The organism is Zeimonas sediminis (assembly GCF_023721795.1).
Classification (GTDB): Bacteria; Pseudomonadota; Gammaproteobacteria; order Burkholderiales; family Burkholderiaceae_E; genus Zeimonas; species Zeimonas sediminis.
This window is the reverse complement of sequence record NZ_JAMQYE010000001.1, coordinates 2,318,742-2,340,621: the sequence shown is the minus strand read 5'-3', so window position 1 is coordinate 2,340,621 and position 21,880 is coordinate 2,318,742. Positions and strand designations below refer to the sequence as shown.

At 72.0% G+C, this 21,880-nt stretch carries 22 protein-coding genes; 13 read left to right on the top strand and 9 right to left on the bottom strand.

Going from position 1 to position 21,880, the window contains the following annotated elements:
• The first annotated feature begins 18 nt into the window (after window positions 1–18).
• Window positions 19–771 (top strand): 2-amino-5-chloromuconate deaminase CnbZ, encoded by a 753-nt coding sequence (gene cnbZ, locus M6I34_RS11030; RefSeq protein ID WP_272485730.1) that lies wholly within the window; start codon window positions 19–21, stop codon window positions 769–771.
• 54 nt (window positions 772–825) lie between these two features.
• Here the strand turns inward: cnbZ and M6I34_RS11025 are convergent, their stop codons facing one another.
• Window positions 826–2,073, bottom strand: a complete 1,248-nt coding sequence (locus M6I34_RS11025; protein WP_272485729.1) for an MFS transporter — start codon at window positions 2,071–2,073, stop codon at window positions 826–828.
• Between the two features lie 259 nt (window positions 2,074–2,332).
• Here M6I34_RS11025 and M6I34_RS11020 point away from each other — a divergent pair, with 259 nt between their 5' ends.
• The 7 genes from M6I34_RS11020 to M6I34_RS10990 all read left to right on the top strand — a co-directional run bounded on the left by M6I34_RS11020 (window position 2,333) and on the right by M6I34_RS10990 (window position 8,577).
• The gene (locus tag M6I34_RS11020; RefSeq protein ID WP_272485728.1) at window positions 2,333–3,232 is read left to right on the top strand and encodes an amidohydrolase family protein; all 900 of its coding nucleotides are present in this window, start codon (window positions 2,333–2,335) and stop codon (window positions 3,230–3,232) included.
• Between the two features lie 59 nt (window positions 3,233–3,291).
• Entirely contained in the window at window positions 3,292–4,293 is a 1,002-nt protein-coding gene (locus M6I34_RS11015; RefSeq protein WP_272485727.1) for a TRAP transporter substrate-binding protein, read from the top strand.
• Window positions 4,294–4,336: 43 nt separating this feature from the next.
• Entirely contained in the window at window positions 4,337–4,906 is a 570-nt protein-coding gene (locus M6I34_RS11010; RefSeq protein WP_272485726.1) for a TRAP transporter small permease, read from the top strand.
• Entirely contained in the window at window positions 4,907–6,184 is a 1,278-nt protein-coding gene (locus M6I34_RS11005) for a TRAP transporter large permease (protein ID WP_272485725.1), read from the top strand.
• A 49-nt stretch (window positions 6,185–6,233) separates the two neighbouring features.
• Window positions 6,234–7,700, top strand: coding sequence for an MFS transporter (locus tag M6I34_RS11000; protein ID WP_272485724.1), 1,467 nt, complete (start codon window positions 6,234–6,236; stop codon window positions 7,698–7,700).
• Window positions 7,701–7,865: 165 nt separating this feature from the next.
• Window positions 7,866–8,258, top strand: coding sequence for a type II toxin-antitoxin system RelE/ParE family toxin (locus M6I34_RS10995; RefSeq protein WP_272486660.1), 393 nt, complete (start codon window positions 7,866–7,868; stop codon window positions 8,256–8,258).
• Between the two features lie 25 nt (window positions 8,259–8,283).
• A complete protein-coding gene (locus M6I34_RS10990; RefSeq protein WP_272485723.1) occupies window positions 8,284–8,577 on the top strand; it encodes an XRE family transcriptional regulator in 294 nt (97 codons plus the stop codon).
• Between the two features lie 5 nt (window positions 8,578–8,582).
• Here M6I34_RS10990 and M6I34_RS10985 read toward each other — a convergent pair whose 3' ends face one another.
• The gene (locus M6I34_RS10985; RefSeq protein ID WP_272485722.1) at window positions 8,583–9,740 is read right to left on the bottom strand and encodes an NADH:flavin oxidoreductase/NADH oxidase; all 1,158 of its coding nucleotides are present in this window, start codon (window positions 9,738–9,740) and stop codon (window positions 8,583–8,585) included.
• A 287-nt stretch (window positions 9,741–10,027) separates the two neighbouring features.
• On the opposite strand from M6I34_RS10985, the gene M6I34_RS10980 reads away from it, so the two are divergent.
• The gene (locus M6I34_RS10980; protein ID WP_272485721.1) at window positions 10,028–11,035 is read left to right on the top strand and encodes a hypothetical protein; all 1,008 of its coding nucleotides are present in this window, start codon (window positions 10,028–10,030) and stop codon (window positions 11,033–11,035) included.
• 12 nt (window positions 11,036–11,047) lie between these two features.
• Here the strand turns inward: M6I34_RS10980 and dbpA are convergent, their stop codons facing one another.
• A complete protein-coding gene (gene dbpA, locus M6I34_RS10975) occupies window positions 11,048–12,517 on the bottom strand; it encodes an ATP-dependent RNA helicase DbpA (protein ID WP_272485720.1) in 1,470 nt (489 codons plus the stop codon).
• A gap of 44 nt (window positions 12,518–12,561) precedes the next feature.
• On the opposite strand from dbpA, the gene M6I34_RS10970 reads away from it, so the two are divergent.
• Window positions 12,562–13,410 carry a PA4780 family RIO1-like protein kinase gene (locus M6I34_RS10970; RefSeq protein WP_272485719.1) on the top strand — a complete coding sequence of 283 codons (849 nt, stop codon included), beginning with the start codon at window positions 12,562–12,564 and terminating at the stop codon, window positions 13,408–13,410.
• 6 nt (window positions 13,411–13,416) lie between these two features.
• Here M6I34_RS10970 and M6I34_RS10965 read toward each other — a convergent pair whose 3' ends face one another.
• Window positions 13,417–14,544: a restriction endonuclease gene (locus M6I34_RS10965; RefSeq protein WP_272485718.1), complete on the bottom strand. Its 1,128-nt coding sequence runs from the start codon at window positions 14,542–14,544 to the stop codon at window positions 13,417–13,419.
• On the opposite strand from M6I34_RS10965, the gene M6I34_RS10960 reads away from it, so the two are divergent.
• On the top strand, window positions 14,524–15,678 hold the full coding sequence (locus tag M6I34_RS10960) for a 6-carboxytetrahydropterin synthase (protein WP_272485717.1): 1,155 nt from the start codon (window positions 14,524–14,526) through the stop codon (window positions 15,676–15,678). The two genes, M6I34_RS10965 and M6I34_RS10960, sit on opposite strands and share 21 nt — an antisense overlap.
• A 43-nt stretch (window positions 15,679–15,721) precedes the next feature.
• Window positions 15,722–16,360 (top strand): 7-carboxy-7-deazaguanine synthase, encoded by a 639-nt coding sequence (queE, locus tag M6I34_RS10955; protein WP_272485716.1) that lies wholly within the window; start codon window positions 15,722–15,724, stop codon window positions 16,358–16,360.
• Here queE and M6I34_RS10950 read toward each other — a convergent pair.
• The 5 genes from M6I34_RS10950 to M6I34_RS10930 all read right to left on the bottom strand — a co-directional run bounded on the left by M6I34_RS10950 (window position 16,357) and on the right by M6I34_RS10930 (window position 20,370).
• Window positions 16,357–16,848 (bottom strand): RcnB family protein, encoded by a 492-nt coding sequence (locus M6I34_RS10950; protein WP_272485715.1) that lies wholly within the window; start codon window positions 16,846–16,848, stop codon window positions 16,357–16,359. The two genes, queE and M6I34_RS10950, sit on opposite strands and share 4 nt — an antisense overlap.
• Before the next feature lie 73 nt (window positions 16,849–16,921).
• Window positions 16,922–17,677 carry a GntR family transcriptional regulator gene (locus tag M6I34_RS10945; protein ID WP_272485714.1) on the bottom strand — a complete coding sequence of 252 codons (756 nt, stop codon included), beginning with the start codon at window positions 17,675–17,677 and terminating at the stop codon, window positions 16,922–16,924.
• 31 nt (window positions 17,678–17,708) lie between these two features.
• A complete protein-coding gene (locus M6I34_RS10940) occupies window positions 17,709–18,932 on the bottom strand; it encodes an amidase (RefSeq protein ID WP_272485713.1) in 1,224 nt (407 codons plus the stop codon).
• Window positions 18,929–19,852, bottom strand: a complete 924-nt coding sequence (locus M6I34_RS10935; protein WP_272485712.1) for a polysaccharide deacetylase family protein — start codon at window positions 19,850–19,852, stop codon at window positions 18,929–18,931. Before M6I34_RS10935 ends, M6I34_RS10940 begins: the two co-directional genes overlap by 4 nt.
• Window positions 19,849–20,370 carry a nuclear transport factor 2 family protein gene (locus M6I34_RS10930; RefSeq protein WP_418953552.1) on the bottom strand — a complete coding sequence of 174 codons (522 nt, stop codon included), beginning with the start codon at window positions 20,368–20,370 and terminating at the stop codon, window positions 19,849–19,851. The genes M6I34_RS10935 and M6I34_RS10930 overlap by 4 nt, the downstream gene beginning before the upstream one ends.
• 303 nt (window positions 20,371–20,673) lie before the next feature.
• On the opposite strand from M6I34_RS10930, the gene M6I34_RS10925 reads away from it, so the two are divergent.
• On the top strand, window positions 20,674–21,870 hold the full coding sequence (locus tag M6I34_RS10925; protein WP_272485711.1) for an ABC transporter substrate-binding protein: 1,197 nt from the start codon (window positions 20,674–20,676) through the stop codon (window positions 21,868–21,870).
• Window positions 21,871–21,880: the final 10 nt, after the last annotated feature.

The window sequence follows — 21,880 nt, the reverse complement described above, 5'->3', positions numbered from 1 at the left end:
TTCCAGGAGACGAACAAGATGAGCACCCAGGTTCTCGCCGCAGGCGGCTATCGCTACATCCCTGCCGTGTCCCAGTACTCCGGCGGCGTGGCCGCCGAGCCCGGCTTCCGGATCGAGCGCGTGCGCTTCTCGAAGGTGGTGCCGCTCGCCGAGGGTTTCGAGCGCATCGAGCGCCACCTGGCCTCGATCGGCCGGCCCAACACCGCGTTCTGCGCCTGCGAGCTGCGCTCGCCCGCGCCGTTCACCGAGCAGGGCTTTCGCGACTTCAACGCGATCTACATCGTCACGCTGCGCCGCTGGGGGCTGATGAGCGGCGACGTGAACCCGGTGGCGCGCAGCAACGTGTGCCCCGAGCTCGACCCGCCGGCCGAGCCGGGCTTCCACGCCTTCTGCTACACGGTGCCCGATGCCGATGCGGCGCCGTCCTTCGTGGTGGCCGGCAGCGGCGAGTCGGCCGAGGGCAAGGGCGACTACCGCGACAACGTGGTCGCGCGCGGCGACGTGTCGCCGGCCGGCCTGCGCACCAAGGCGCGCTGGGTGCTCGGCGAGATGGAGAACCGGCTGCGCGCGCTGGGCTTCGGCTGGGAGGACTGCACCGCCACGCAGGTCTACACGGTGCACGACATCCACCCGTTCCTCGGCGACGAGCTGGTGCGGCGCGGCGCGATGCGCGCCGGCATCACCTGGCACTTCAACCGGCCGCCGGTCCAGGAGCTCGAATACGAGATGGACTGCCGGGGCGTGCCGCTGGAGCGGGTGCTGGCGGTCTGACCGGCGGGCACGCGGCTCGGGTCGCTTCGCCCGGGCCGGGGTCGTCGCGGCCCTTCATCGCGCATCGTCGGCCCGCGGCTTCGGCGACAGCGCGAAGGCGATCGTGCCGGCCGCGAGCATCGCGGCCACCGTGCCGAACACCGCCGCGAACGTGGGCACACCCCAGCCGGCCGCCGCCGAGGCCACCGCGCCGGTCAGCCACTGCATGACCGCCACGCCGAGGAACATCGCCATCGTGTACAGCGAGATCGCGCGGCCGGCCATCGCGGCCGGGTAGGCGCCGCGCGCCTCGGTGTACAGCAGGATCGAGTAGCCCGACAGCAGGGCGAACACCGGGATGCCGATCGCGGTGAAGAGCGCGCCGGGGTCGGCTGCCAGCACCAGGAAGAAGGCCACCGCGCCAAGCGAGAAGGCCACGATCACCTTGCGCCGCCTGCCCGGGCCCGGGTCCATGCGCCCGAAGGCCGGCGGGCCGAACAGCGCGGCCAGCGTGGCGGCGACCGCCACGTTGCCGGCCTGCACCAGCGTGAAGCCGTAGCGCTCGACCATCATCGGCGCGAGCCACAGGCCGCGCAGGGTGACGAAGGACGCGTAGCAGACGCCGCCGATCGCCACGATGCCCCAGGTGTGCGGCATGCGCAGCAGCGCCACGAAGCCGCGCAGCGCGTCGCGCAGCGTTTGCGGCGCCAGGCCGTCGCCGCGTGCCGGCTCGCGCACCAGCCGGTGGATCGCCAGCCACGACAGCACCGACAGCCCGCCCAGCACGCCGAACCCGGCCCGCCACGAGCTCGCCTCGATCAGCCAGGCCAGCGGCGTGCCGGTCAGCAGCATGCCGATCGTGCCGACCGCCATCGCGATGCCCGAGATCGCCGCGAAGCGCTCGCCCGGAAAGCTGCGCGAGATGAACACGGTGCTCGCCACGAAGGCCGGCGAGCAGCCGATGCCGATCATCGCCTGGCCGAGCAGCAGCACGGCGAAGTTCGGCGCGAGCGCCGCCACTGCCGCGCCCGCGATCGCGAGCGGAAACACGGTCAGCACGGTGCGCCGCGAGCCGTGCAAGTCCACGCCGATGCCCATCGCGAGCATCAGCGCGGCGAAAGAGAAGTGGAAGGTGGCCGCGAACAGCCCGAGCGCCTGCGCCGACAGGCCGAACTCCTGCTGCAGCGACGGCGCCATGATCGACGCCACCGTCCGGAAGGCCTGGCTCATCGCGAACGCGGAGACCAGCGCGAGCAGCATCGTCCAGCGGCCGGGGCCGGCGGGCGCGGAATCGGCGTCGGTGGATCGTGGGTCGGCTGACATGGGCCGGGCGGGGCGCGTGCGGGCGATCGGGAGAATCCCTCATTGTCCGCAAAATCGTCGTCGCCCGCCCGGCGCGCGTCGGGCGAACTGCGAGCAAACGGACCGCGCGCGGGCAGCGGCGCTTGACTGATCGTTGCCGGATCGCGTGTACTGCACGACCCTAGAACGAAACCGCGCCGTCGCACGGGCAGTGCCGCGTTCCGACATGGAAGCGAAACCGCGACCCGGCAGGCGAGCGCGCGGCCATCCCGGAGACACGATGTCCCCCGACCACGACGAGGCGCCGCCGATTCCCGGCCCCGATCGCCATCCGCGGCGCCCCGCGCTGGCCCTGCCGCCGGGCAGCTGCGACTGCCACGCGCACGTGTTCGGGCCGGCCTCGCGCTTTCCGTATTCCACGCCGCGCAGCTACACGCCGCCCGACTCGCCGCTGGCCGAGTACCTGGCGATGCACGACACGCTCGGCGTGCAGCGCGGCGTGCTGGTCCAGCCCAGCGTGTACGGCACCGACAACGCGGCGATGATGGACGCGCTGCACGCGCATCCGGAGCGGCTGCGCGGCGTGGCGGTGCTCGCGCCCGACGTGCCAGAGGCCGAGCTCGACGCGCTGCATGCCGGCGGCGTGCGCGGCGTGCGGGTCAACGTGCTGTTCAAGGGCGGCGTGCCGATCTCGGCGGCGCGGCCGCTGGCCGAGCGAATCGCGGCGCGCGGCTGGCATGTGCAGTTCCTGATCGACGTGAGCAATCACCCGGAGCTCGACCGCGAGCTGGCCGGTTTCCCGACGCCGGTCGTCATCGACCACATGGGCCATTGCGCGGCCGCGAAGGCGCCCGGCGATCCCGGCTTCGCCGCGCTGCTGCGCCTGCTCGACACCGGCCGCTGCTGGGTGAAGCTGTCCGGCCCGTACCGGATCACCGCGCGCAAGGCGCTGCCCTTCGACGACGTGACCCCGATCGCGCGCACGCTGGTCGAGCGGCGCCCCGACCGGATGGTGTGGGGAACCGACTGGCCGCACCCGTCGATCGCCACCGCCATGCCGAACGACGCCGACCTGGTCGACATGCTGGCAGACTGGGTGCCCGATGCCGACACGCGCCGGCGTATCCTGGTGGAGAACCCCACCGTTCTCTACGACTTCCCGAAGCTCGCAGCCGGCTGAGGCCGCGGCGGGCACACAGCACGCGAAGAGACGATCACGCATCCAAAGGAGGAACGACCATGTCCATCACCCTGAAGCTCAAGACGCTGTCGGTCGCCCTGGCGGTCGCGGCCGCCGGCCTGGCCTCGGCCCCCGCGCTCGCGCAGAAGACCACGCTGAAGCTCGGCTGGACCACCGCCGACGGCGCGACCGATCCCTACGCGATCGGCGCGCGGGCCTTCAAGGAAGAAGTCGAGAAGCGCTCGGGCGGCCGCATCGAGGTGCAGCTGTTCCCGAATCGCCAGCTCGGCGACGAGAAGGACATGCTCGAGGGCATGCGCTTCGGCACCGTGGACGCCGGCATCATCACCAACGCGGTGATCGCGAACGTGGAGCCGAGCTTCCAGCTCAACGACATGCCCTTCCTGTACGCGAACGAGGCGCAGGCCCACAAGGTGCTCGACGGCCCGGTCGGCGAGCAGCTCGCGAAGAAGCTGGCTGCCAAGGGCGTCTACCTGCTCGGCTTCATGGAGGGCGGCTTCCGCAACATGATCAACAACCGCAAGCCGGTCACCGAGCCGGCCGACGTGACCGGCGTGAAGTACCGGGTGATGCAGAACCCGGTCTTCATCGACATGTTCTCGTCGCTCGGCGGCAGCGCGGTGCCGATGGCCTGGGGCGAGACCTTCACCGCCGTGCAGCAGGGCACGATCGACGGCCTGGAGATCCCGATCGCGGTGATCAACGCGAACAAGTACAACGAGGTCACCAAGTACCTGTCGCTGACCAATCACACGTATTCGGCGATCGGCCTGCTGGTGTCCAAGCGCAGCTTCGACAAGCTGCCCGACGACCTGAAGAAGATCGTGCGCGAGGCCGGCACCGCCGCCACTGCCGCGCAGCGCAAGACCAGCGGCGAGAACGTGCAGAAGCTGGTCGCCGACCTGAAGGCCAAGGGCATGCAGGTCAACGAGATCAAGGACGCCGGGGCCTTCCGCAAGTCGGTCAAGCCGGTCTACGACAAGTTCCGCTCGTCGATCGGCCCCGAGCTGATGGACCAGGCGCTGAAGGCGGTGCAGTAAGGCCCGGATGGCACAGCGGGGACCCGGAGCGCAGTCGCCGATCGTGACGTTCCGCCTGCTCGAACGCGCCAGCGCCGTCGCGGCCGCCGTTTCCGCCTGGACGGCGGTGGCGATGACGCTGGTCATGCTCGCGGTGCTGGTGCTGCAGGTGGTCGCCCGCTACTTCTTCGGCGTGGCGCTCAGCTGGAGCGAGGAGCTGTCGCTGCTGCTGTTCACCTGGGTGGTGCTGCTGGTCGGCAGCCTCGGCGTGCGCGAGGAATTCCACGTGCGCCTGACCCTGGTGCCCGACATGCTCTCCGGCGCCGCGGCCCGCTGGCTGGCCCGGCTGGTCCACCTCGGCATCCTGGCCTTCGGCGTGATGCTCGCGGTGGGCGGGTACGCCTACGTGGCCGAGACGATCGGCCAGACCTCGGCGGCGATCGCCTACCCGATCGAGGCGCTGCACCTGGCGGCGCCGGTGTGCGGCGCGCTGGTGGCGCTGCACGCGCTGGCGCGGCTGCTGGCCTCGTTCGGCGATGCCGGCGCCAGGCCGCCAGCGCCCGTGGGCGCGCCCGCGCCGGAAACGGGCGTGACCGGGTCGGACGCCGGCGCGCCGGCGAACGGGGGGCGCTGAATGTCTGCCGCCGCCTGGATCCTCAGCGCCGGCTTCGCCGCGCTGCTCGTGCTCGGCGTGCCTTTCGCGTTCGCGCTCGGGCTGGCCACGCTCGGCGCGCTGATCGCGTCCGACATCGAGGTGATCGCGCTCGCCCAGAAGATGATCTCGGGCTCGCAGTCGTTCAGCCTGCTCGCGATCCCGTTCTTCGTGCTGGCCGGCGACCTGATGACCGCGGGCGGCCTGTCGCGCCGGCTGGTCGGCGTGGCCAACGTGCTGGTGCGCCACGTGACCGGCGGGCTGGGCATGGTGGCGGTGATCGCCGCGGTGTTCTTCGCCGCGATCTCTGGCTCGGCGCCGGCGACCACCGCCGCGATCGGCACGATCATGATCCCCGAGATGGAGAAGCGCGGCTACGACCGGGCCTTCGCCACCGCGCTGGCGGTGTCGGCCGGCATCATCGGGCCGCTGATTCCGCCGTCGATTCCCTTCGTGATCTGGGGCGTGATCGCCGAGCAGTCGATCGCGCGGCTGTTCCTGTCCGGCCTGGTGCCGGGCATCCTGCTCGCGATCGGGCTGATGGCGCTGTGCTGGAACTACGCGCGCCGGCGCGACATCGCCGGCGAGCCACGCGCCACCGCCGCCGAGATGCGCCGCGCGTTCTGGGAGGGCAAGTGGGCGCTGGGCGGGCCGGTGATCATCCTGGGCGGCATCTACGGCGGGGTGTTCACGCCGACCGAGGCGGCCGTGGTCGGCGCGTTCTACGCGCTGGTGATCGGCCTGTTCGTGCACCGCGAGGTCAAGCTGAAGGACCTGCCGAAGATCACGCTGGGCTCGCTGCGCACGACCGCGATCGTGATGTTCATCATCACCGCCGCGGCGGGCTTCGGCTGGCTGGTCGCCTTCGAGCAGCTGCCGCCGAAGATCGCGAGCCTGCTCACCTCGATCTCCGACGAGTCCTGGGTGGTGCTGCTCACGCTGAACGCGCTGCTGCTGCTGATCGGCGCGGTCATGGACAACGTGGCCGCGATGGTGATCCTCGGCGGCGTGCTGACCACCACCGGCAACGGCCTGGGCATGGACCCGATCCACCTGGGCGCGATGGTCACCAGCAACCTCACGATCGGCATGGCGACGCCGCCTTTCGGCTACGCGCTGTTCGTGGGCGCGGCGGTCAGCCGGCTGGGCATCTGGGACATCTCGAAGGCGATGTGGCCGATGGTCGGCGTGATGGTGCTGGTGCTGCTGGCGGTCACCTACGTGCCGGCGGTGAGCCTCGCGCTGCAGGGCCTGATCTGAGGCGCGCCGCCTCGTCGCGCGCGGCGGCCGCGTCGCCCGAGTCCCTCCGATGACCGCATCGACCCGCGCCCGGCTGGCGCTCCTGGTGGTCTGCCTCGGCTCGCTGGTCGCGCCGCTGGACACCATGCTGAACACCGCGTTCCCGGTGATCACCGGGGCCTTCGGGTTGCCGCTGCGCGACCTCCAGTGGCTGGTGATCCCCTTCGTGCTCGCTCAGTCGAGCATGGCGCTGGTCTTCGGGCACCTCGGCGACCGGCTCGGGCACCGGCGCGTGTTCGCGATCGGGCTTGCCGCGAGCGTGCTCGCGCACCTGGCGGTGGCGCTTGCGCCCGACTACCCGACGCTCGCGTGGTTGCGCGTGCTGCAGGGCGCCGCGGTGGGCGTCGCGGTGGCCTGCGCGCCGGCGCTGGCCACGCTGCTGTTCCCGCCTGCCGAGAAGGCGCGCGCGCTCGCCTGGTACGCGGCCTCGTTCAGCCTGGCCACCGCCGTCGGGCCCTGGGTGGGCGGCCTGCTGCTGCAGGCCTTCGGCTGGCCGGCGGTGTTCTGGTCGCGCGCGCCGGTGGCGCTGGCCGCGCTGCTGTTGCTGCCGCTGGTGCCCCGCCTCGCGGCGCCGGGCAGCGTGCCGGCGGCGGGAGACGGGCCGGATTACGCGCCCGGCAGCCGGTCCGCGCCGCGTTCCGGCGCCGGCACCGACGGCGTGGGGCAGGGTTTCGACTGGATCGGCGCCTTCGGCCTGACCGCGGTGCTCGCCTGCCTGGTCCTCTCGCTGGCCGAGTTCACCCGGCCCGAGGGTGTCCGGCCGCAGGCGTTCGTGCTGCTCGCGCTGGGCCTGGGCGGCGCGGCGCTGTTCGCGCGGCACGAGTCGCGGGTCGCGCATCCGGTGCTGCGGGTCGAGGCCTTCCGCTCGCTGCGCTTCTCGGGCGTGCAGGCCGCGTCGGTGATCGTGAACCTCACCTGCTTCGGCAACCTGATGCTGATCCCCTACGTGCTGACCCGCGACGCCGGCGCGTCGATCGCGGCTGCCGGCCTGTTGCTGTCGGGCTACCCCACCGGCTCGGTGCTGGGCAGCCTGCTGGCCGGGCGGATGATCCGGCGCCTGGGCTGGGGCTCGCAGGCCGGCCAGGCCTGGCCCGCGCGGCTGATGGCCGGCGGGCTGGCCGGCGCCGCGCTCGGCCTGCTGCTGACCTCCGCGATCCTCTACGCGGGGCCGGTGCCCTGGCTGCTAGGCCTGAGCATGCTGGCCAGCGGCATCGGACAGGGGCTGTTCCAGGTCGGCTACATGGAGGCCACCACCACGATGCTGCCGATCGAGGAGCGCGGCGTGGCGGGCAGCCTGGTCAGCGTGACCCGGCTGCTCGGCATCGTGCTGGGCGCCACCGGCATCGGCTGGCTGCAGGGGCTCACCCAGGACTACGCCGCGAGCTTCGTGGCGCTGGGCGCCGGGCTTGGGCTGTTCGCGGCGGCGTTCGCGGCGGGGGACCGGCGGGCGCGGCGGCGATCACGTCCTCCAGCCTAGTTCGATCGCCTCGGCCGTCGGTGCAACAGACTCTGCAGGCATCTCTCTCCATCATGTGAAGGGGTCTCGCCGGGCCCGACGTGTCGCGGAAAAGCGCTTTCCGTGCCGACCCTGTACGCATCGATCCTCGTCTGACCGGCGGCATCGAAACATTCCGTTGCCGGAATATTCCGAGGGGGTTATGATTGCCCTCCCCGATGGGACGTCGAATACACGAACGAGTTCGGTGATTGGTGGGCGAGCCTTTCCGAGGGCGAGCAAGAATCCGTTGCGGCCTCGGTCGGACTGCTGGAGGCATGCGGGCCAGCCCTCGGGTATCCGCATAGCAGCGGGGTGCGCGCTTCGAGGCATGGCCACATGCGCGAACTGCGCACACAGCATGAGGGGCGTCCGCTACGAACGCTTTACGCCTTCGATCCCCGCCGCTCGGCAATCCTGCTGCTCGGCGGCGACAAGACGGGCGACGACCGCTGGTACGCGGTCAATGTTCCGATTGCCGATCGCCTGTACGACGAGCACCTCGTGCAACTTCGCAGGGAAGGATTGATAGATGGCTAGAAAATTCGCGGAGCTTCGGGCGCGCATGTCGCCCGAGTCCCGGGCGCGTTCCGAATCGAAGCAGCGCGCCATGCTCGCCGAAATGGCCCTGTCGGAGCTCCGCAAGGCGCGAGGGCTGTCCCAGAGGGAACTGGCCGAAGCGCTGCACGTGCAACAGCCCTCGATCGCGAAGATCGAGAAGCGCACCGACATGTACATCTCGACCTTGCGCGCCCATATCGAGGCCATGGGGGGCGAGCTGGAGGTGATCGCACGCTTTCCGGAAGGTTCGATCAGGATCAGGAACTTCGCGGATCTGGAGCGAGAGCGGACCTCTTAGTCGCGCTACGCGCCACCCTTCTTGGACCCGCCGGTCGACGTCACCAGCCCCGGCATCGCCGCCGCCCGCTTGCCCAGCCACCAGCCCGCCGCCGGAGGCACCGTGGCGAACGCATCGGGCAGGCCCATCTTGCAGGCGGCGTCGAGCGCCCAGTTCGGGTTGTAGAGCATCTCGCGCGCGAGCGCGATCAGGTCGGCGCGGCCTTCCTGCAGGATGCGCTCGGCCTGGTCGTGGTGCACGATCAGGCCCACCGCCATCGTCTTCACGCCGGCTTCCTCGCGCAGCCGCTGCGCGAAGGGCACCTGGTAGCCGTAGCCGATCGGCGCGCTGCTGACCGGCCGGGCCAGGATGCCGCCGGCGCTGCAGTCGACGACGTCCACGCCGACTGTCTTCAGTTCCCTGGCGAGCGCCACGCTTTCGGCCGGGCCCCAGCCGGCGTCGTCGTCGACCGACAGCCGCATGAACAGCGGCTTGCCCTCTGGCCAGTTCGCGCGCACGCACTCGGCGACCTCGAGCGCGAAGCGCCGGCGGTTCGCGTCGCTGCCGCCGTAGGCGTCGGTGCGCTGGTTGGCCGCGGGGGACAGGAACTCGTGGATCAGGAAGCCGTGGGCGCCGTGGATCTCGACCGTGTCGAAGCCGGCCGCGTGCGCGCGGGCCGCGGCGCGGCCGAAGGCCTGGACCACGTCGGCGATCTCGCTCGCCGACAGCGCGCGCGGCACCGGCGAGTTCTCGTCGGCGGGCAGCGCGCTGGGCGCGACCAGCTCCCAGGCGTCCCAGTCCTCGATGGCCGGGTCGGGCCGAAGCGGTCGGCCGCCTTCCCAGGGGCGGGCGGCGCGGGCCTTGCGTCCGGAGTGGCCGAGCTGAATGCCGATCGCGGACCCGCAGGAATGCGCGAAATCGACGATCCGCTTCAGGCCCGGCACGAAGGCGTCGTCCCACAGGCCCAGGTCGCCCACCGTGCCGCAGCCGCGCCGCTCGACCTTCGTCGACTCCATCATCACCAGCCCGACGCCGCCCGCGGCGTAGCGCCCGGCGTTCATCAGGTGCCAGTCGTTCGCGAAGCCTTTCTCGGCGGCGTACTGGTGCATCGGCGCGACGACGATGCGGTTGCGCAGGGTCAGGCCGCGCAGGGCCATCGGGGTGAACAGCAGCGGGGTGCTCATGGTGTCGGGATCTCCTCGGTCTCGCCTGCCGCGCGCGGCGACGCGCGCATGCTTGCGGGCAGCGATGCGCGGATGGTACCGAAGCGGGCGGCTGGCCGACGGGTAGCCTGCCAGATCCCGGCACGCCGGATGCGGACCCGGCGGCCGGCGGAACGCTGGCTCATCGGATGAGCCCCGATTGGCGTAGGCTCGGCGCGAGACGCAGGTGCAGGCCCCAAGCGAGACTCGGGGCGCAGGCCGCGGGACGCATCCGGGAGCAGGCCGCGGGCGAGATCGGGAGAGTGGGCATGGACTGGTTCGAGCGGCTGACGGGCTTTCGCGAGTTGCCCTGGGAGGAGACCCGCGCGCGGCTCGAGGTCCGCGGCGAGCGCCTGCATTCGCGGGTGAACGGCCGCTCCTGGGGCATCGGGAGGCTCGAGCTGGCGTCGGTGGCCGAGCTGCGCGCCCGGGCGGGAGCGGCCCTGCGGGACGCGGCGGCGGGCGTGGTGGCCGGCGCAGGCGGGTCGCCGAACGGCCCGCTGCGCGTTTCGAAGGTCACCGGCGACGTCCGCGCGATGCACGCCGACCCGGCCAACCAGGGCGCGCTGTTCCAGGTCGCGTCGCAGTTCAACCTGCTCGAGATGATCGGCCCCGAGGTCACGCCCGAGGACGGCGTGTCGCGCTATGCCGGCGACCACACCCAGGGGCCGGCCTGCGCGGTGGCCGCCGGCGCGGCGACCATCTATCGCAACTACTTCGCCCCGGCGAACGGGCAGTCCGGCCAGACCGCCGCGCGGCAGGTCGATGCGCTCGCCGATCTCGGCGCCGCGCTCGGCAACCAGGGTGAGCGGCTCTGGAAGATGCGCAACGGCTATGCGCTTTGCACGGCAGAGGGCCTGGGCGAGATCGAGGCGCGGCTCGCGGCGGCGAGCGCAGCGGAAGTCGACGCGCTGCGCGACCGGCTGCGCATCGGCCTGCACTGGGACGTCGAGGTGACCGACGCGCGAAGCGAGCCGCGGCCGGTGGTGTCGCAGGCCTTCTGCTCGGCGCTGCCGGTGGCCTACACCGGCATTCCCGCGCGCCGCTGGCGCGCCTTCGCCACGCTGGTGCTCGAGGGCGCCTACGAGGCCACGCTGTGGGCCGCGGCGCTCAATGCGGCGCGCGGCGCTTCGAACATCGTCTACCTGACCCGGCTGGGCGGCGGCGCCTTCGGCAACGAGCCCGAGTGGATCGACGCGGCGATGCGGCGCGCGCTGGGCCTCGCCCGCGACGTCGCGCTCGACGTGCGCATCGTCAGCTTCGGCAAGGGCCTGTGAGCACGGCCCGGCTCAGATCCGCCGCGCCTTCACCGTCTTGCCCTTGACCTTGCCCGCGTTCAGCCCGCGCAGCGCGTCGCGGGCGATCTCGCGCGCCACCGCCACGTAGGTCGACCACTCGTTCACGTTGATCTTGCCGACCTGGCCGGCGTCGAAGCCCAGGTCCTTGGTCAGCGCGCCCAGCACGTCGCCGGGGCGGATCTTCTCCTTGCGGCCGCCGAGGATCTGCAGCGTGACCATCGGCGGGCGCAGCGGCTGCGGGTCGGGCGAGGGCGTCAGCTCGCCCAGCGAGTGCCACTCGCATTCGGCGCCCTGCATCTTCTCGATCCGGGCGACGAGCCCCATCTCGTTCGGGCTCACCAGGCTGAACGCCCAGCCGGCCTCGTCGGCGCGGCCGGTGCGGCCCACGCGGTGCACGTGCACCTCCGCGTCGGGGGTCACGTCGACGTTGATCACCGCCTCGAGCCCGGCGATGTCCAAGCCGCGCGCGGCCACGTCGGTGGCCACCAGCACGCTGCAACTCCGGTTGGCGAACTGCACCAGCACCTGGTCGCGGTCGCGCTGCTCCAGGTCGCCGTGCAGCTCCAGCGCCACGATGCCCTGCGCCCGCAGCAACTCGGCCAGCTCGCTGCAGCGCTGCTTGGTGTTGCAGAAGGCCAGCGTGCTGACCGGCCGGAAGTGATCGAGCAGAAGGCCGACCGCCGCCAGGCGCTGGTCCTCTTCCACTTCGTAGAAGCGCTGGCGGATCTTGGTGGCCGCGTGGCGCTCGGCGAGCTTGACCTCGGCGGGGTTGCGCATGAAGCGCTTCGCCATGCCGATCACGCCGGGCGGATAGGTCGCCGAGAACAGCAGGGTCTGGCGGTCCGACGGGCACCGGTTCACGACGTAGCCGATGTCGTCGGCGAAGCCCATGTCGAGCATCCGGTCGGCCTCGTCGAGCACCAGCGTGTTCAGCGCGGCCAGCGACAGTGACTCGCGCGCCAGGTGGTCCATGATGCGGCCGGGCGTGCCCACGACCACGTGCGCCCCGTGGGCCAGGCTGGCGACCTGCGGGCGCATCGTCGCGCCGCCGCACAGCGTCAGCACCTTGATGTTGTCCTCGGCGCGGGCCAGGCGCCGGATCTCTTGCGTGACCTGCTCGGCGAGCTCCCGGGTGGGGCACAGCACCAGCGCCTGCACCGCGAAGCTGCGGGCGTCGAGCCGGGCGAGCAGCGGCAGCGCGAAGGCCGCCGTCTTGCCGCTGCCGGTCTTGGCCTGCGCGACCAGGTCGCGGCCGGCCAGGGCCAGCGGCAGGCTGGCGGCCTGGATCGGCGTCATGCGCTCGTAGCCGAGGCGCCGAAGGTTGGCCAGGACCGCGGGCGAGAGGGGAAGGGTGTCGAAGGTCGCGTCGGCGGGCGCGGGGTTCGCGCCGGCGTGCGGGGAGGCCGCGCCGGCGCGCGGCGAGATTGCGCCGGAGCGCGAGGAGGTGTTGTCGTCGGTCATCCCGGATTGTGGCAGACCCGCCGGGCGGGCGCAGAATGGCGGCCATGAAACCACCGAAGAGATTGCAGTCGCTCGTCGACGAAGGCCTGATCGACGAGGTCGTGCGCCAGCTGATGAGCGGCAAGGAGGCCGCGGTCTACGTCGTGCGCAGCGGCGGCCGGACCCTGTGCGCCAAGGTCTACAAGGAGGCGACCGAGCGCAGCTTCCGCCAGGCGGTGGACTACACCGAGAACCGCCGGGTCCGGAACAGCCGCCAGGCCCGCGCGATGGCCAAGGGCACCCGCTACGGCAGGCAGGCCACCGAGGCGGCGTGGCAGAGCGCGGAGGTCGACGCGCTGCACCGGCTCGCCGCCGCCGGCGTGCGCGTGCCCCGGCCGCACAACTTCTGCGACGGCGTGCTGCTGATGGACCTGGTCAGCGACGAGCAAGGCAACGCTGCGCCGCGGCTCAACGACGTCGCCTTCACGCCCGAGGAGGCGCGCAGGCACCACGCCACACTGCTGCAGGAGGTGGTGCGGATGCTCTGCGCCGGCGTCGTGCACGGCGACCTGTCGGAGTTCAACATCCTGCTCGGCGCCGACGGCCCGGTCATCATCGACCTGCCCCAGGCGGTGGACGCCGCGGGCAACAACCACGCCCCGCGCATGCTGCTGCGCGACGTCGCGAACCTGCGCGCCTTCTTCGGGCGGTTCGCGCCGGACCTGCTGGCCACCGAGTACGGCCCGGAGATCTGGGACCTCTATCGTCGCGGCGAGCTGCGTCCCGGCGTGGCGCTCACCGGCCGCTTCGAGCGGGAAGCCGGGGCGGTCGACCTGGAAGGGGTTCTGCGCGAGATCGAGGATGCGCGCGAGGAGGAGGCGGCGCGCCGGCTGCGGCTCCAGGCGGCGGGCTGACCCGGCTCAGGCGGCGACCCGGCTCGCCCGGAACCTCTCGGGCAACTGCACCACCGTCGAACGCAGCGTCTCCGAGGCATCGGGCCCCGCGGTGTCCGCTGGCCCGGCCTCGGGCCCCGCGGCCTGGGCCTGTGCCGCGCCCCGGTCGAGCCCGGCCGGACGATCGTCCTCGGCCGCCGCCGCGAGCATGGTCTGGAGTCCGGCCGCCGTGAGCCTGGACGCCATCCGGACGATGCCGTCGGCATCGTGCATCCGGATGCCGCGGCTGCGCGCGAACGCGATCGCGTCCGGGGTCAGCAGCGATGTCGTCGCGAAGTGGCCGTCGCGCACGCCCTGCGCGCTCATCGCGCGCTCGAGTTCGCGGATCTCGTCGATCGACACGGTCCTGCCGACCCGCTGTTTGCAACGGACGACGATCGTCGGCGACGACGCGCCCTCGGTTTGCAGCCAGAGATCGACGCCGCCTTCGGCGATTCGGGACCGGGCGCCGACCCGGCAGCCCGATCCGGCGAAGAGCGCCTCGACGACGGCTTCGAACCGCCGCTCCGGGATCCGCCTGAGGACGCCGGCATCGATGCGATTGGGCCGGCTGCTGGCCGCGACCGCTGCGGCGCAGTCCGGCCGGGCCTCGCTGCGCACGACGTCGGCGATGCCGACCGCGGGCGCGCGCTTGCCGACCAGCCACCGCCGGCCGAGCAGCACGCCCAGGCCTGCCGCGAGCATCACCCAGGAAAGCGGTTGCGCGTACTCGAGGGCCTGCGTGAAGGGCGACTCGGCCATGACCGAGGGCATCAGGGTCAGCAGGCCGGCACCGGCAAGAAGCTGGACGGCGCAGGTCGCGTGCCCCTGGGAGTGGCGCCGGTCGGCTTGTCGTGTGCGGGACATATCGTGACTTCCTGCCTTGCGATCCGTATTGCCCCGAAAATATCGAGGTCGCGTGTGCGCTGCCCGGGTCGCCCGCCGAGGGGCGATTTCGGACCGACTGCCGGCAGTGGCGGCCTTCGCGCCAGGCCGGCGGGCCGTGGCGTGCCGGCCCTTTGCGCCGATCCTGCGCGCCGGCCCTGCGCGGGCCGGCCCGGTAGAATCCCGGACCGACTGCCTCCTCTCCGACAGATGCCCGATCACCTGCTTCACGTGGCCGCGGCCGGCTTCGAGTCCGCTTGCCGGATCGACGTGCTGCCCGAGGGCCACCGCTCGCGCCGCCTGCACGGCCACAGTTTCCTGGCCAAGGTTCGCGCGCGCCTGCCGCAAGGCTGGGCCTCTTTCCCGGGCGGCGAGGTGGACGACCTGCGCGGGCGACTCGTCGACGCGGTCGCGCCGCTCGACTACAACCTGCTCAACGAGCAGGTCGCCGCCCCGACCGACGAGAACCTGGCGCGCTGGATTCGCGCGCGGCTCGAGGCCGCGAGGCCGGGCGCGGCCGGGGCCGGCGGGCCGGACGATGCGGGGACTGCCGTTGGCGTGCCCGGGCTCGAGCAGGTCGGCATCCAGAGCACGCAGCACTCGGGCGTGGACCTCGACGCGAACGACCACGCCCACGTGTGGCGCCGCTACGTGTTCGAGGCCGCGCACCAGCTGACCGGGGTGCCCGCCGGACACAAGTGCGGCCGGATGCACGGCCACGGCTTCGAGGTGATCCTGCATGCCGACCAGGACCTCGGCGCCCGCGACCTGGGCATCGACTACGACCATCTCGACGCCTGCTGGGCGCCGATCCACGCGCAGTTCCACCACGCCTGCCTGAACGACATCCCCGGCCTCGAGAACCCGACCAGCGAGATCATCGGCGCCTGGATCTGGGAGCGGCTCAAGCCGCAGCTGCCCGAGCTGTCGTGGGTGACCGTGTACGAGACCGCCACCTGCGGCGCGCACTACGACGGCCGGCACTACCGGATCTGGAAGGAGCTGAGCCTGGACAGCTCGCTTCGGCTGCGCCGGGCGCCCGAGGGCGATGCGCGCCGGCGCATACACGGCCACACCTACAACCTGCGCCTGCACCTGTGCGCGCCGCTGGACGCAGTGCGCGGCTGGACCGTGGACTTCGGCGACGTCAAGGCGCTGTTCGACCCGATCTTCCGCGACCTGGACCACCAGCCGCTGCACGAGCTGCCCGGGGTCGAGGACAACGACCCGGCCAGCCTGGCCAGGTGGATCCGCGACCGCGCGCTGCCGGTGCTGCCGGCGCTCGACCGGATCGACCTGTACGAAACGCGCGGCAGCGGCGCGATACTGTCGTGGGGCGAGGAAGGCCCCGCGCTGCCGGTGTGAGCCCGCAGGTGCGCGTGCCGCGACTTCAGACCGGGCCGAGGCGATGACCTACAGCGTCAAGGAGATGTTCTACACGCTGCAGGGCGAGGGCGCGCAGGCCGGTCGCCCCGCCGTGTTCTGCCGCTTCGCCGGCTGCAACCTGTGGAGCGGCCGCGAGGAAGACCGCGCCGACGCGGTCTGCACCTTCTGCGACACCGACTTCGTGGGCACCGACGGACAGGGCGGCGGAAAGTTCAGGACGGCGGCGGAGCTCGCCCGCGCGATCGCGTCGAAGTGGCCGGCCGGCGACACCTCCGGCAGGCGCTACGTGGTCTGCACCGGCGGCGAGCCGCTGCTCCAACTCGACGAAGCGCTGATCGATGCCTTGCATGCCGAGGGCTTCGAGGTGGCGGTGGAAACCAACGGCACCCAGCCGGCCCCGAAGGGCCTGGACTGGGTCTGCGTGAGCCCGAAGGCCGGCGCGCCGGTGGTGCTGACCGAGGGCGACGAGCTCAAGCTCGTCTATCCGCAGCCGCTGGCGATGCCCGAGCGCTTCGAGTCGCTGCGCTTCGGGCACTTCTTCCTGCAGCCGATGGACGGCCCGGACCAGGAAGCGAACACCCGCGCCGCGATCGCCTACTGCCTGGCCCACCCGCGCTGGCGGCTGAGCCTGCAGACCCACAAGATCGTCGGCATCGACTAGTTGGCCAGGATCAGCTGGACGATGATGCCGGTGGCGATCGCGACCAGCAGGTAGTCGGCGCCGACCTGCACCCAGTAGTGGCCGCGCGGCGGCGGGGGCAGGCGGTGATAGCGCCAGTCCTGCACCACGTAGTGCTGCGTGCGGTAGTAGCTCGGCAGGCGCGCCCCGCGGTAGATGTCGTGGCGCGGGCCGGCGCCGCGGCCGCCGGCACTGGAATGCGGGGGCGGCCCGGGGTGGCCCGCGTGGGGCGGCGGGCCGGGGCGATACCCCGGCCGGGAGTCGCCGCGATACCGATACTCTTGCTGGCGCCGGTATTCCTCGCGGTGCCACTCGCGGTCGCGGGTCTCGCGCCGCTCGTGCTCGCGCGAGTCCTGGCGCTGGGGCTTCTCGACGCGCTTCGGCTCGCCGCGGGGCTGGGCGATCGCCCCGGCCGAGCCGACGGCGAGCGTGGCGGCGGTGATCGCGGAAACGAGAGTCGAGGCTTTCATTCGGATCGCTCCATCGTGCGGATGACCGATGATCGCCCAGGCCGCAATTCGCCGCGCGCGGGTTTACCTCGGTTTACACACTCGCAGGCTGCTTCGGCACACTCGCAGTCTGCTTCGGGGCGCGCGCCGCGGCCCCGGCCCTCGAAGGATTCGCTGCTGCCCGCGCGTCGGGCAGGACGCCCAGCATCTGCCCCAGCGTGCGCTGCGGCGGCCTCGGCTCGAGCGCCACGTTGCGCTCGAGCGCGAGCAGGTGCGAGTCCATCAGTTCGATCGCGCCGCCGGCGTCGCGCTGCGCGATGCAGTCGACGATCCGCGCGTGCTCGTCGTGCTCGCAAGTGGCGTTGCCGGGCGGCTGGTAGACCGCCACGATCAGCGAGCAGCGCGAGATCAGCTCGATCAGGTGGCCCTCCAGGATCGGATTGCGGGCGAGCGCGGCGAGTTGCAGGTGGAAGCTGCTGGCCAGCCGCGCCCACGCGGGCTGAGCCATCCGGTGCATCGCGTCGTGCTCGGCCTCGAGCTGGCGGCGCAGCGCCTTCAGGTCCGCGGCGGTCGCCTTCTCGGCGGCCAGCCTCAGCACGGCCGCCTCGAGCCCGCGTCGCGCCTCGAAGATCTGCCGGGTTTCCTCGGGCGAGGGCACCGCGACGATCGCCCCGCGGTTGCGGCGCAGCTCGACGATCCGGTCGTGGGCGAGCCGCTGCAGCACGCGCCGCACCACCGGTCGCGTCGCGCCGAAAAGCTCGCACAGCGCGGCCTCGGGCAGGCGCGTGCCGGGCGCGAGCCGCTGGTCCATCACCGCGTCGAAGATCGCGCGGTAGATCCGCTCGTCCATCGAAGCCTCGTCGTCAGGCCACGGCCCGGCCTCAGGCCATCGGCGCCGGCACCAGGCGGCGCGCTTGCCAGACCCGCTGCGCGATCCGGATCAGCGCCAGGTCGCTGCCGGCCGGTCCGATCAGCGAGATGCCGACCGGCTGGCCGTCCGGCGACTCCATCGGGATGCTGACCTGGGGCAGGCCGGCCAGCCCGGCGATGCAGGTGATCGCCATGGTGCGCATCCGCACCGCGTCGACCTCGGCCGGATCGGCGTCGCGCAGCGGGGCCACGCTCGCGGCCGAGGGCAGCACGACGACCGCGTCGCTGCCGACCAGCGCGCGCACCCGCGAGCGGATCGCCGCGGCCTGCTTGCCCGCGGCGGCAGCGGCCTCGTCGCTCACCTGGCTGGCCGCGCGCCAGCGGCCCTCGATCGCGGCGCCGAAGGCGGGCCGGTTCGCGGCGATCCACGCGCCGTGCACCTTCCAGCCTTCGTGCGCGCCCGTGGTCACGTAGACCTGGCGCCAGGCCTCGAGCGACGAACCCTGCGACGCCCGCGCCGGTTGGATGTCGGTGCCCACCAGCGACTCGAGCGTGCGCCGGGCGCAGCGCATCGGCAGGTCGAAGATGGGGTCGGCCAGCGCGCTGGCGTCGTCGAACTCCAGCAGTCGCGACGGCCAGAAGCCGGACGAGGGCAGGAGCTCGGTGCCGACCCGGCTGAAAGTGCGAGCGTCGTGGGCCAGCCAGGTCACCGTGTCGTAGGACGGATGCAGCGGCACCATGCCCTCGGCCGACAGCAAACCGTGGGTCGTTCGCAATCCCCACAGCCCGCAGTAGCTGGCCGGGATGCGCGTGGAGCCCCCGGTGTCGGTGCCCAGCGCGAAGTCGACAAGCCCGGCGGCCACCGCCGCCGCCGAGCCGCTCGACGAGCCGCCGGTCACCCGGCCCGGGGCGCGCGCGTTGATCGGCGCGCCGTAGTGGGCGTTGTCGCCGTGCAGGCTGTACGCGAGCTCGTCGGTCAGGACCTTGCCCATCATCGTGGCGCCGGCCTCCAGCAGTCGCTCGACGACCGGGCTGCTGCGCGTCGGGACCGGGTGCGTGGCGAGCCAGGCCGGGTTGCCGGCGCCGGTCGGATGGCCGGCCACGTCGAAGATGTCCTTCACCGCGAAGCTGAGGTCCGACAGCGGGCCGTCGGCCGCGCCGCGCAGCACGAAGCGGCCGTGCGGCACCCAGGCGTTGACGCGGTCGTCGATCGGGAAGTCGTCCTCTTGGGTCATGCGAGCAGCTCCAGCGGTTCGGGAAAGGTTTCGTCCATGTGGCGGCAGATCGCGCCGGGCGTCGTGAACCAGATCTCGCCGCGGTCGCGCGCGGCGGCGATCTGCCCGAGCGCGCGGCGCAGGTGGCGCAGCCGGTAGGGCTGGCCCACCAGGTAGGGGTGCAGCGCGATGCCCATCACGAGCGGCTGGCCGCGCGACTGCTCGAGCATCTCGTCGAAGTTGTCGACGATCATTTGCGCGAAGTCCTTCCCGTCCATCTGCCGCGCGACGATCATCGGGATGTCGTTCAGCTCCTGCGGATAGGGCACCGACCACAGCATCGCGCCGTCGCGCGTGCGCATCGGGACCGGCTGATCGTCGTGGCACCAGTTCAGCGTGTAGCGATAGCCGGTCTCGGCGAGCAGGTCCGGCGTCAGCGGGCTCTCGGAGATCCACGGCGACAGCCAGCCCGTCGGGGCCTGGCCGCTCTCGGCCTGCATCCGCGCGCGGCACTCGGCGAGCAGCGCGCGCTCGCCCGCTTCGTCGAGCACGCCCTGCCGCTCGGCGTTCGTGTGGCCGTGCCCGACCAGTTCGGCGCCGCGCGCGACGCAGGCGGCCACGAGCTCGGGACAGTGGTCGTACAAGGCAGTGTTGATCAGCGCGGCCGACGGCAGGCCGAGCGAATCGAAGAGCTCGAGGCAGCGCCACGCGCCGACCCGGTTGCCGTACTCGCGCCACGCGTAGTTCAGCACGTCGGGCTGCGGCGAGGCGGGGCCGATCGCCGCGCCCATGCCCTCGCCGAACGCGAAGTGCTCGATGTTGAAGCCGAGGTAGACGGCCAGGCGCGAGCCGTTCGGCCAGCGCCAGTCGGGACGCCGAAGGATCGGGCGGTAGCCGAAGCGCCCGTGCGTGGGCAGGGGGCCCTTGTAGGCGGCGCTCATCGCGTGCCCGGCTCCCCGACGGCGACTGCGTCGGCACTGGCGCCGGTGACGGCTTCGGCCTCGGGCCCGCCGGCGGATGTCCGACGCGACAGCAGCCACTCGGCGCTGTCGTTCCACACGTCCATCTTCACGATCAGGCCGCCGCGCAGCACGTAGCGATCGACGTAGCGGTTGCCCTCGAAGCGCGTGCCGTCGGGCCACTCGCCGTACAGCGTGCCGATGTTGTAGACGACCGTTTCCTCGTCGGTGCCTCCGGCGACCACCTCGGTCCGCTCGAAGCGCTTCTTCACCCACCTGTAGCGCGTCGCGTTGAAGGCCGCGCATTCCGACGGGTCGCGCATCTCGCGCCCGCCGGTGAAGCGGATTCGCAGGTCCGGCGCCACGAAGCGGCGCGCGGCGTCCGGGTCCGGGATCATCAGCAGGCTCAGGTAGGTGTCGACGATCGCGGCCGGCGTTGAAGGCGCGTCGCCGGGGGTCGCCTGGTGCGCCGTGGCGCCCCGTTCGTGGGCATCGTGCATCGCGATGTTCGCTCCCTGTTGCTCGTTGTCGGGTGCCGGGGCGCCTTCGTGGTGCATCGCGAAGGCGGCCGGCGAACGCGATTCGATCGAGCAAGAGCCGTGCCGGGATTGTTCACAATCCGCGCGCTCCATTGTGTGCAGCCACGGTTCACAGGCGCGGGGCGTGCGTCGCGTCCGTTGCGGCGTCGTTCGTGGCACGGGACTTGCAAGGTCGGCATCGTGTGCCTCGCCATTCGGCGGGGCCGAAGGACCCGGCCGGCGCGATCGCTTCGGCCGTCGCAACCGCTTCAACGGAGAGATGCCATGACCGCTTCCCGTCCCCGTTTCGGCCGCCGCGCCGCGCTCGCCGGCGCGGTACTGCTCGCCGCCGGCCTCTTCTCGCCCGCCGTGCAGGCGGCCGAGCCGATCAAGATCGGCCTCGTGACCGCGCTGTCGGGCCAGTCGGCGCAGGCCGGCGAGGCGATCACCCGCGGCCTGACGATCGCGATCGACGAGATCAACGCGAAGGGCGGACTGCTCGGCGGGCGCAAGCTCGAGCTGGTTCGCCGCGACGACGAGGCCAACCCGGCCAAGGGCGTGATCGCGGCGCGCGAGCTGATCTTCAAGGAGAAGGTCGCGGTGCTGTTCGGCGGGCTCGACACGCCGGTGTCGCTCGCGATCGTGCCGATCGCCAACCAGGAGAAGGTGCCGTTCATGGGGCCCTGGGCGGCCGGCACGCCGGTCACCAAGAACGGCGCGAACCCGAACTTCGCCTTCCGCGTGTCGGCGGTCGACGAGCTGGTCAACGTGGCGATGCTCGAGTACGCGCAGAAGACCTTCAAGGCGGGCAAGCCGGGGATGATCCTGATCAACAACCCCTGGGGCGAGTCGAACGAGAAGGGCCTGAAGGCCGCGCTGGCTGCGAAGAGCATGAGCGCTGTCGGCATCGAGAAGTTCGAGGCCAACGACGTCGACGTGGTGCCGCAGCTTTCGCGCCTGCGCAGCGCGGGCGCCGACGTGCTGTTCATGGTCGGCAACGTGGGCCCCTCGGCGCAGGTCGTGAAGTCGCTCGACCGGATGGGCTGGAAGGTGCCGATCGTGTCGCACTGGGGCCCGGCGGGCGGTCGCTTCACCGAACTGGCCGGCCCCAGCGCGAAGAACGTCCACTTCGTGCAGACCTACAGCTTCTTCGGCAAGCAGTCGCCCGTCGGCGAGAAGGTGATCGCCGCGCTGAAGGCCAAGTACCCGAACATCAAGGGCCCGGACGACATCACGCCCGCGGTCGGCGTGGCCAACGCCTACGACGGCATGCAGCTCGCCGCGCTGGCGATCGAGGCCGCGGGCTCCACTGACGGCGACGCGATCCGCCAGGGCTTCTACAAGATCGGCCGCTACGAAGGGCTGATCAAGACCTACGACAAGCCGTTCTCGCCCGGCGTGCACGATGCGGTCGGCCCGCAGGACTACGTCTGGGCGCAGTTCATCGACAACCGGATCCTGCCGGTCGGCATCGAGAACTGAGCGCCGGCTC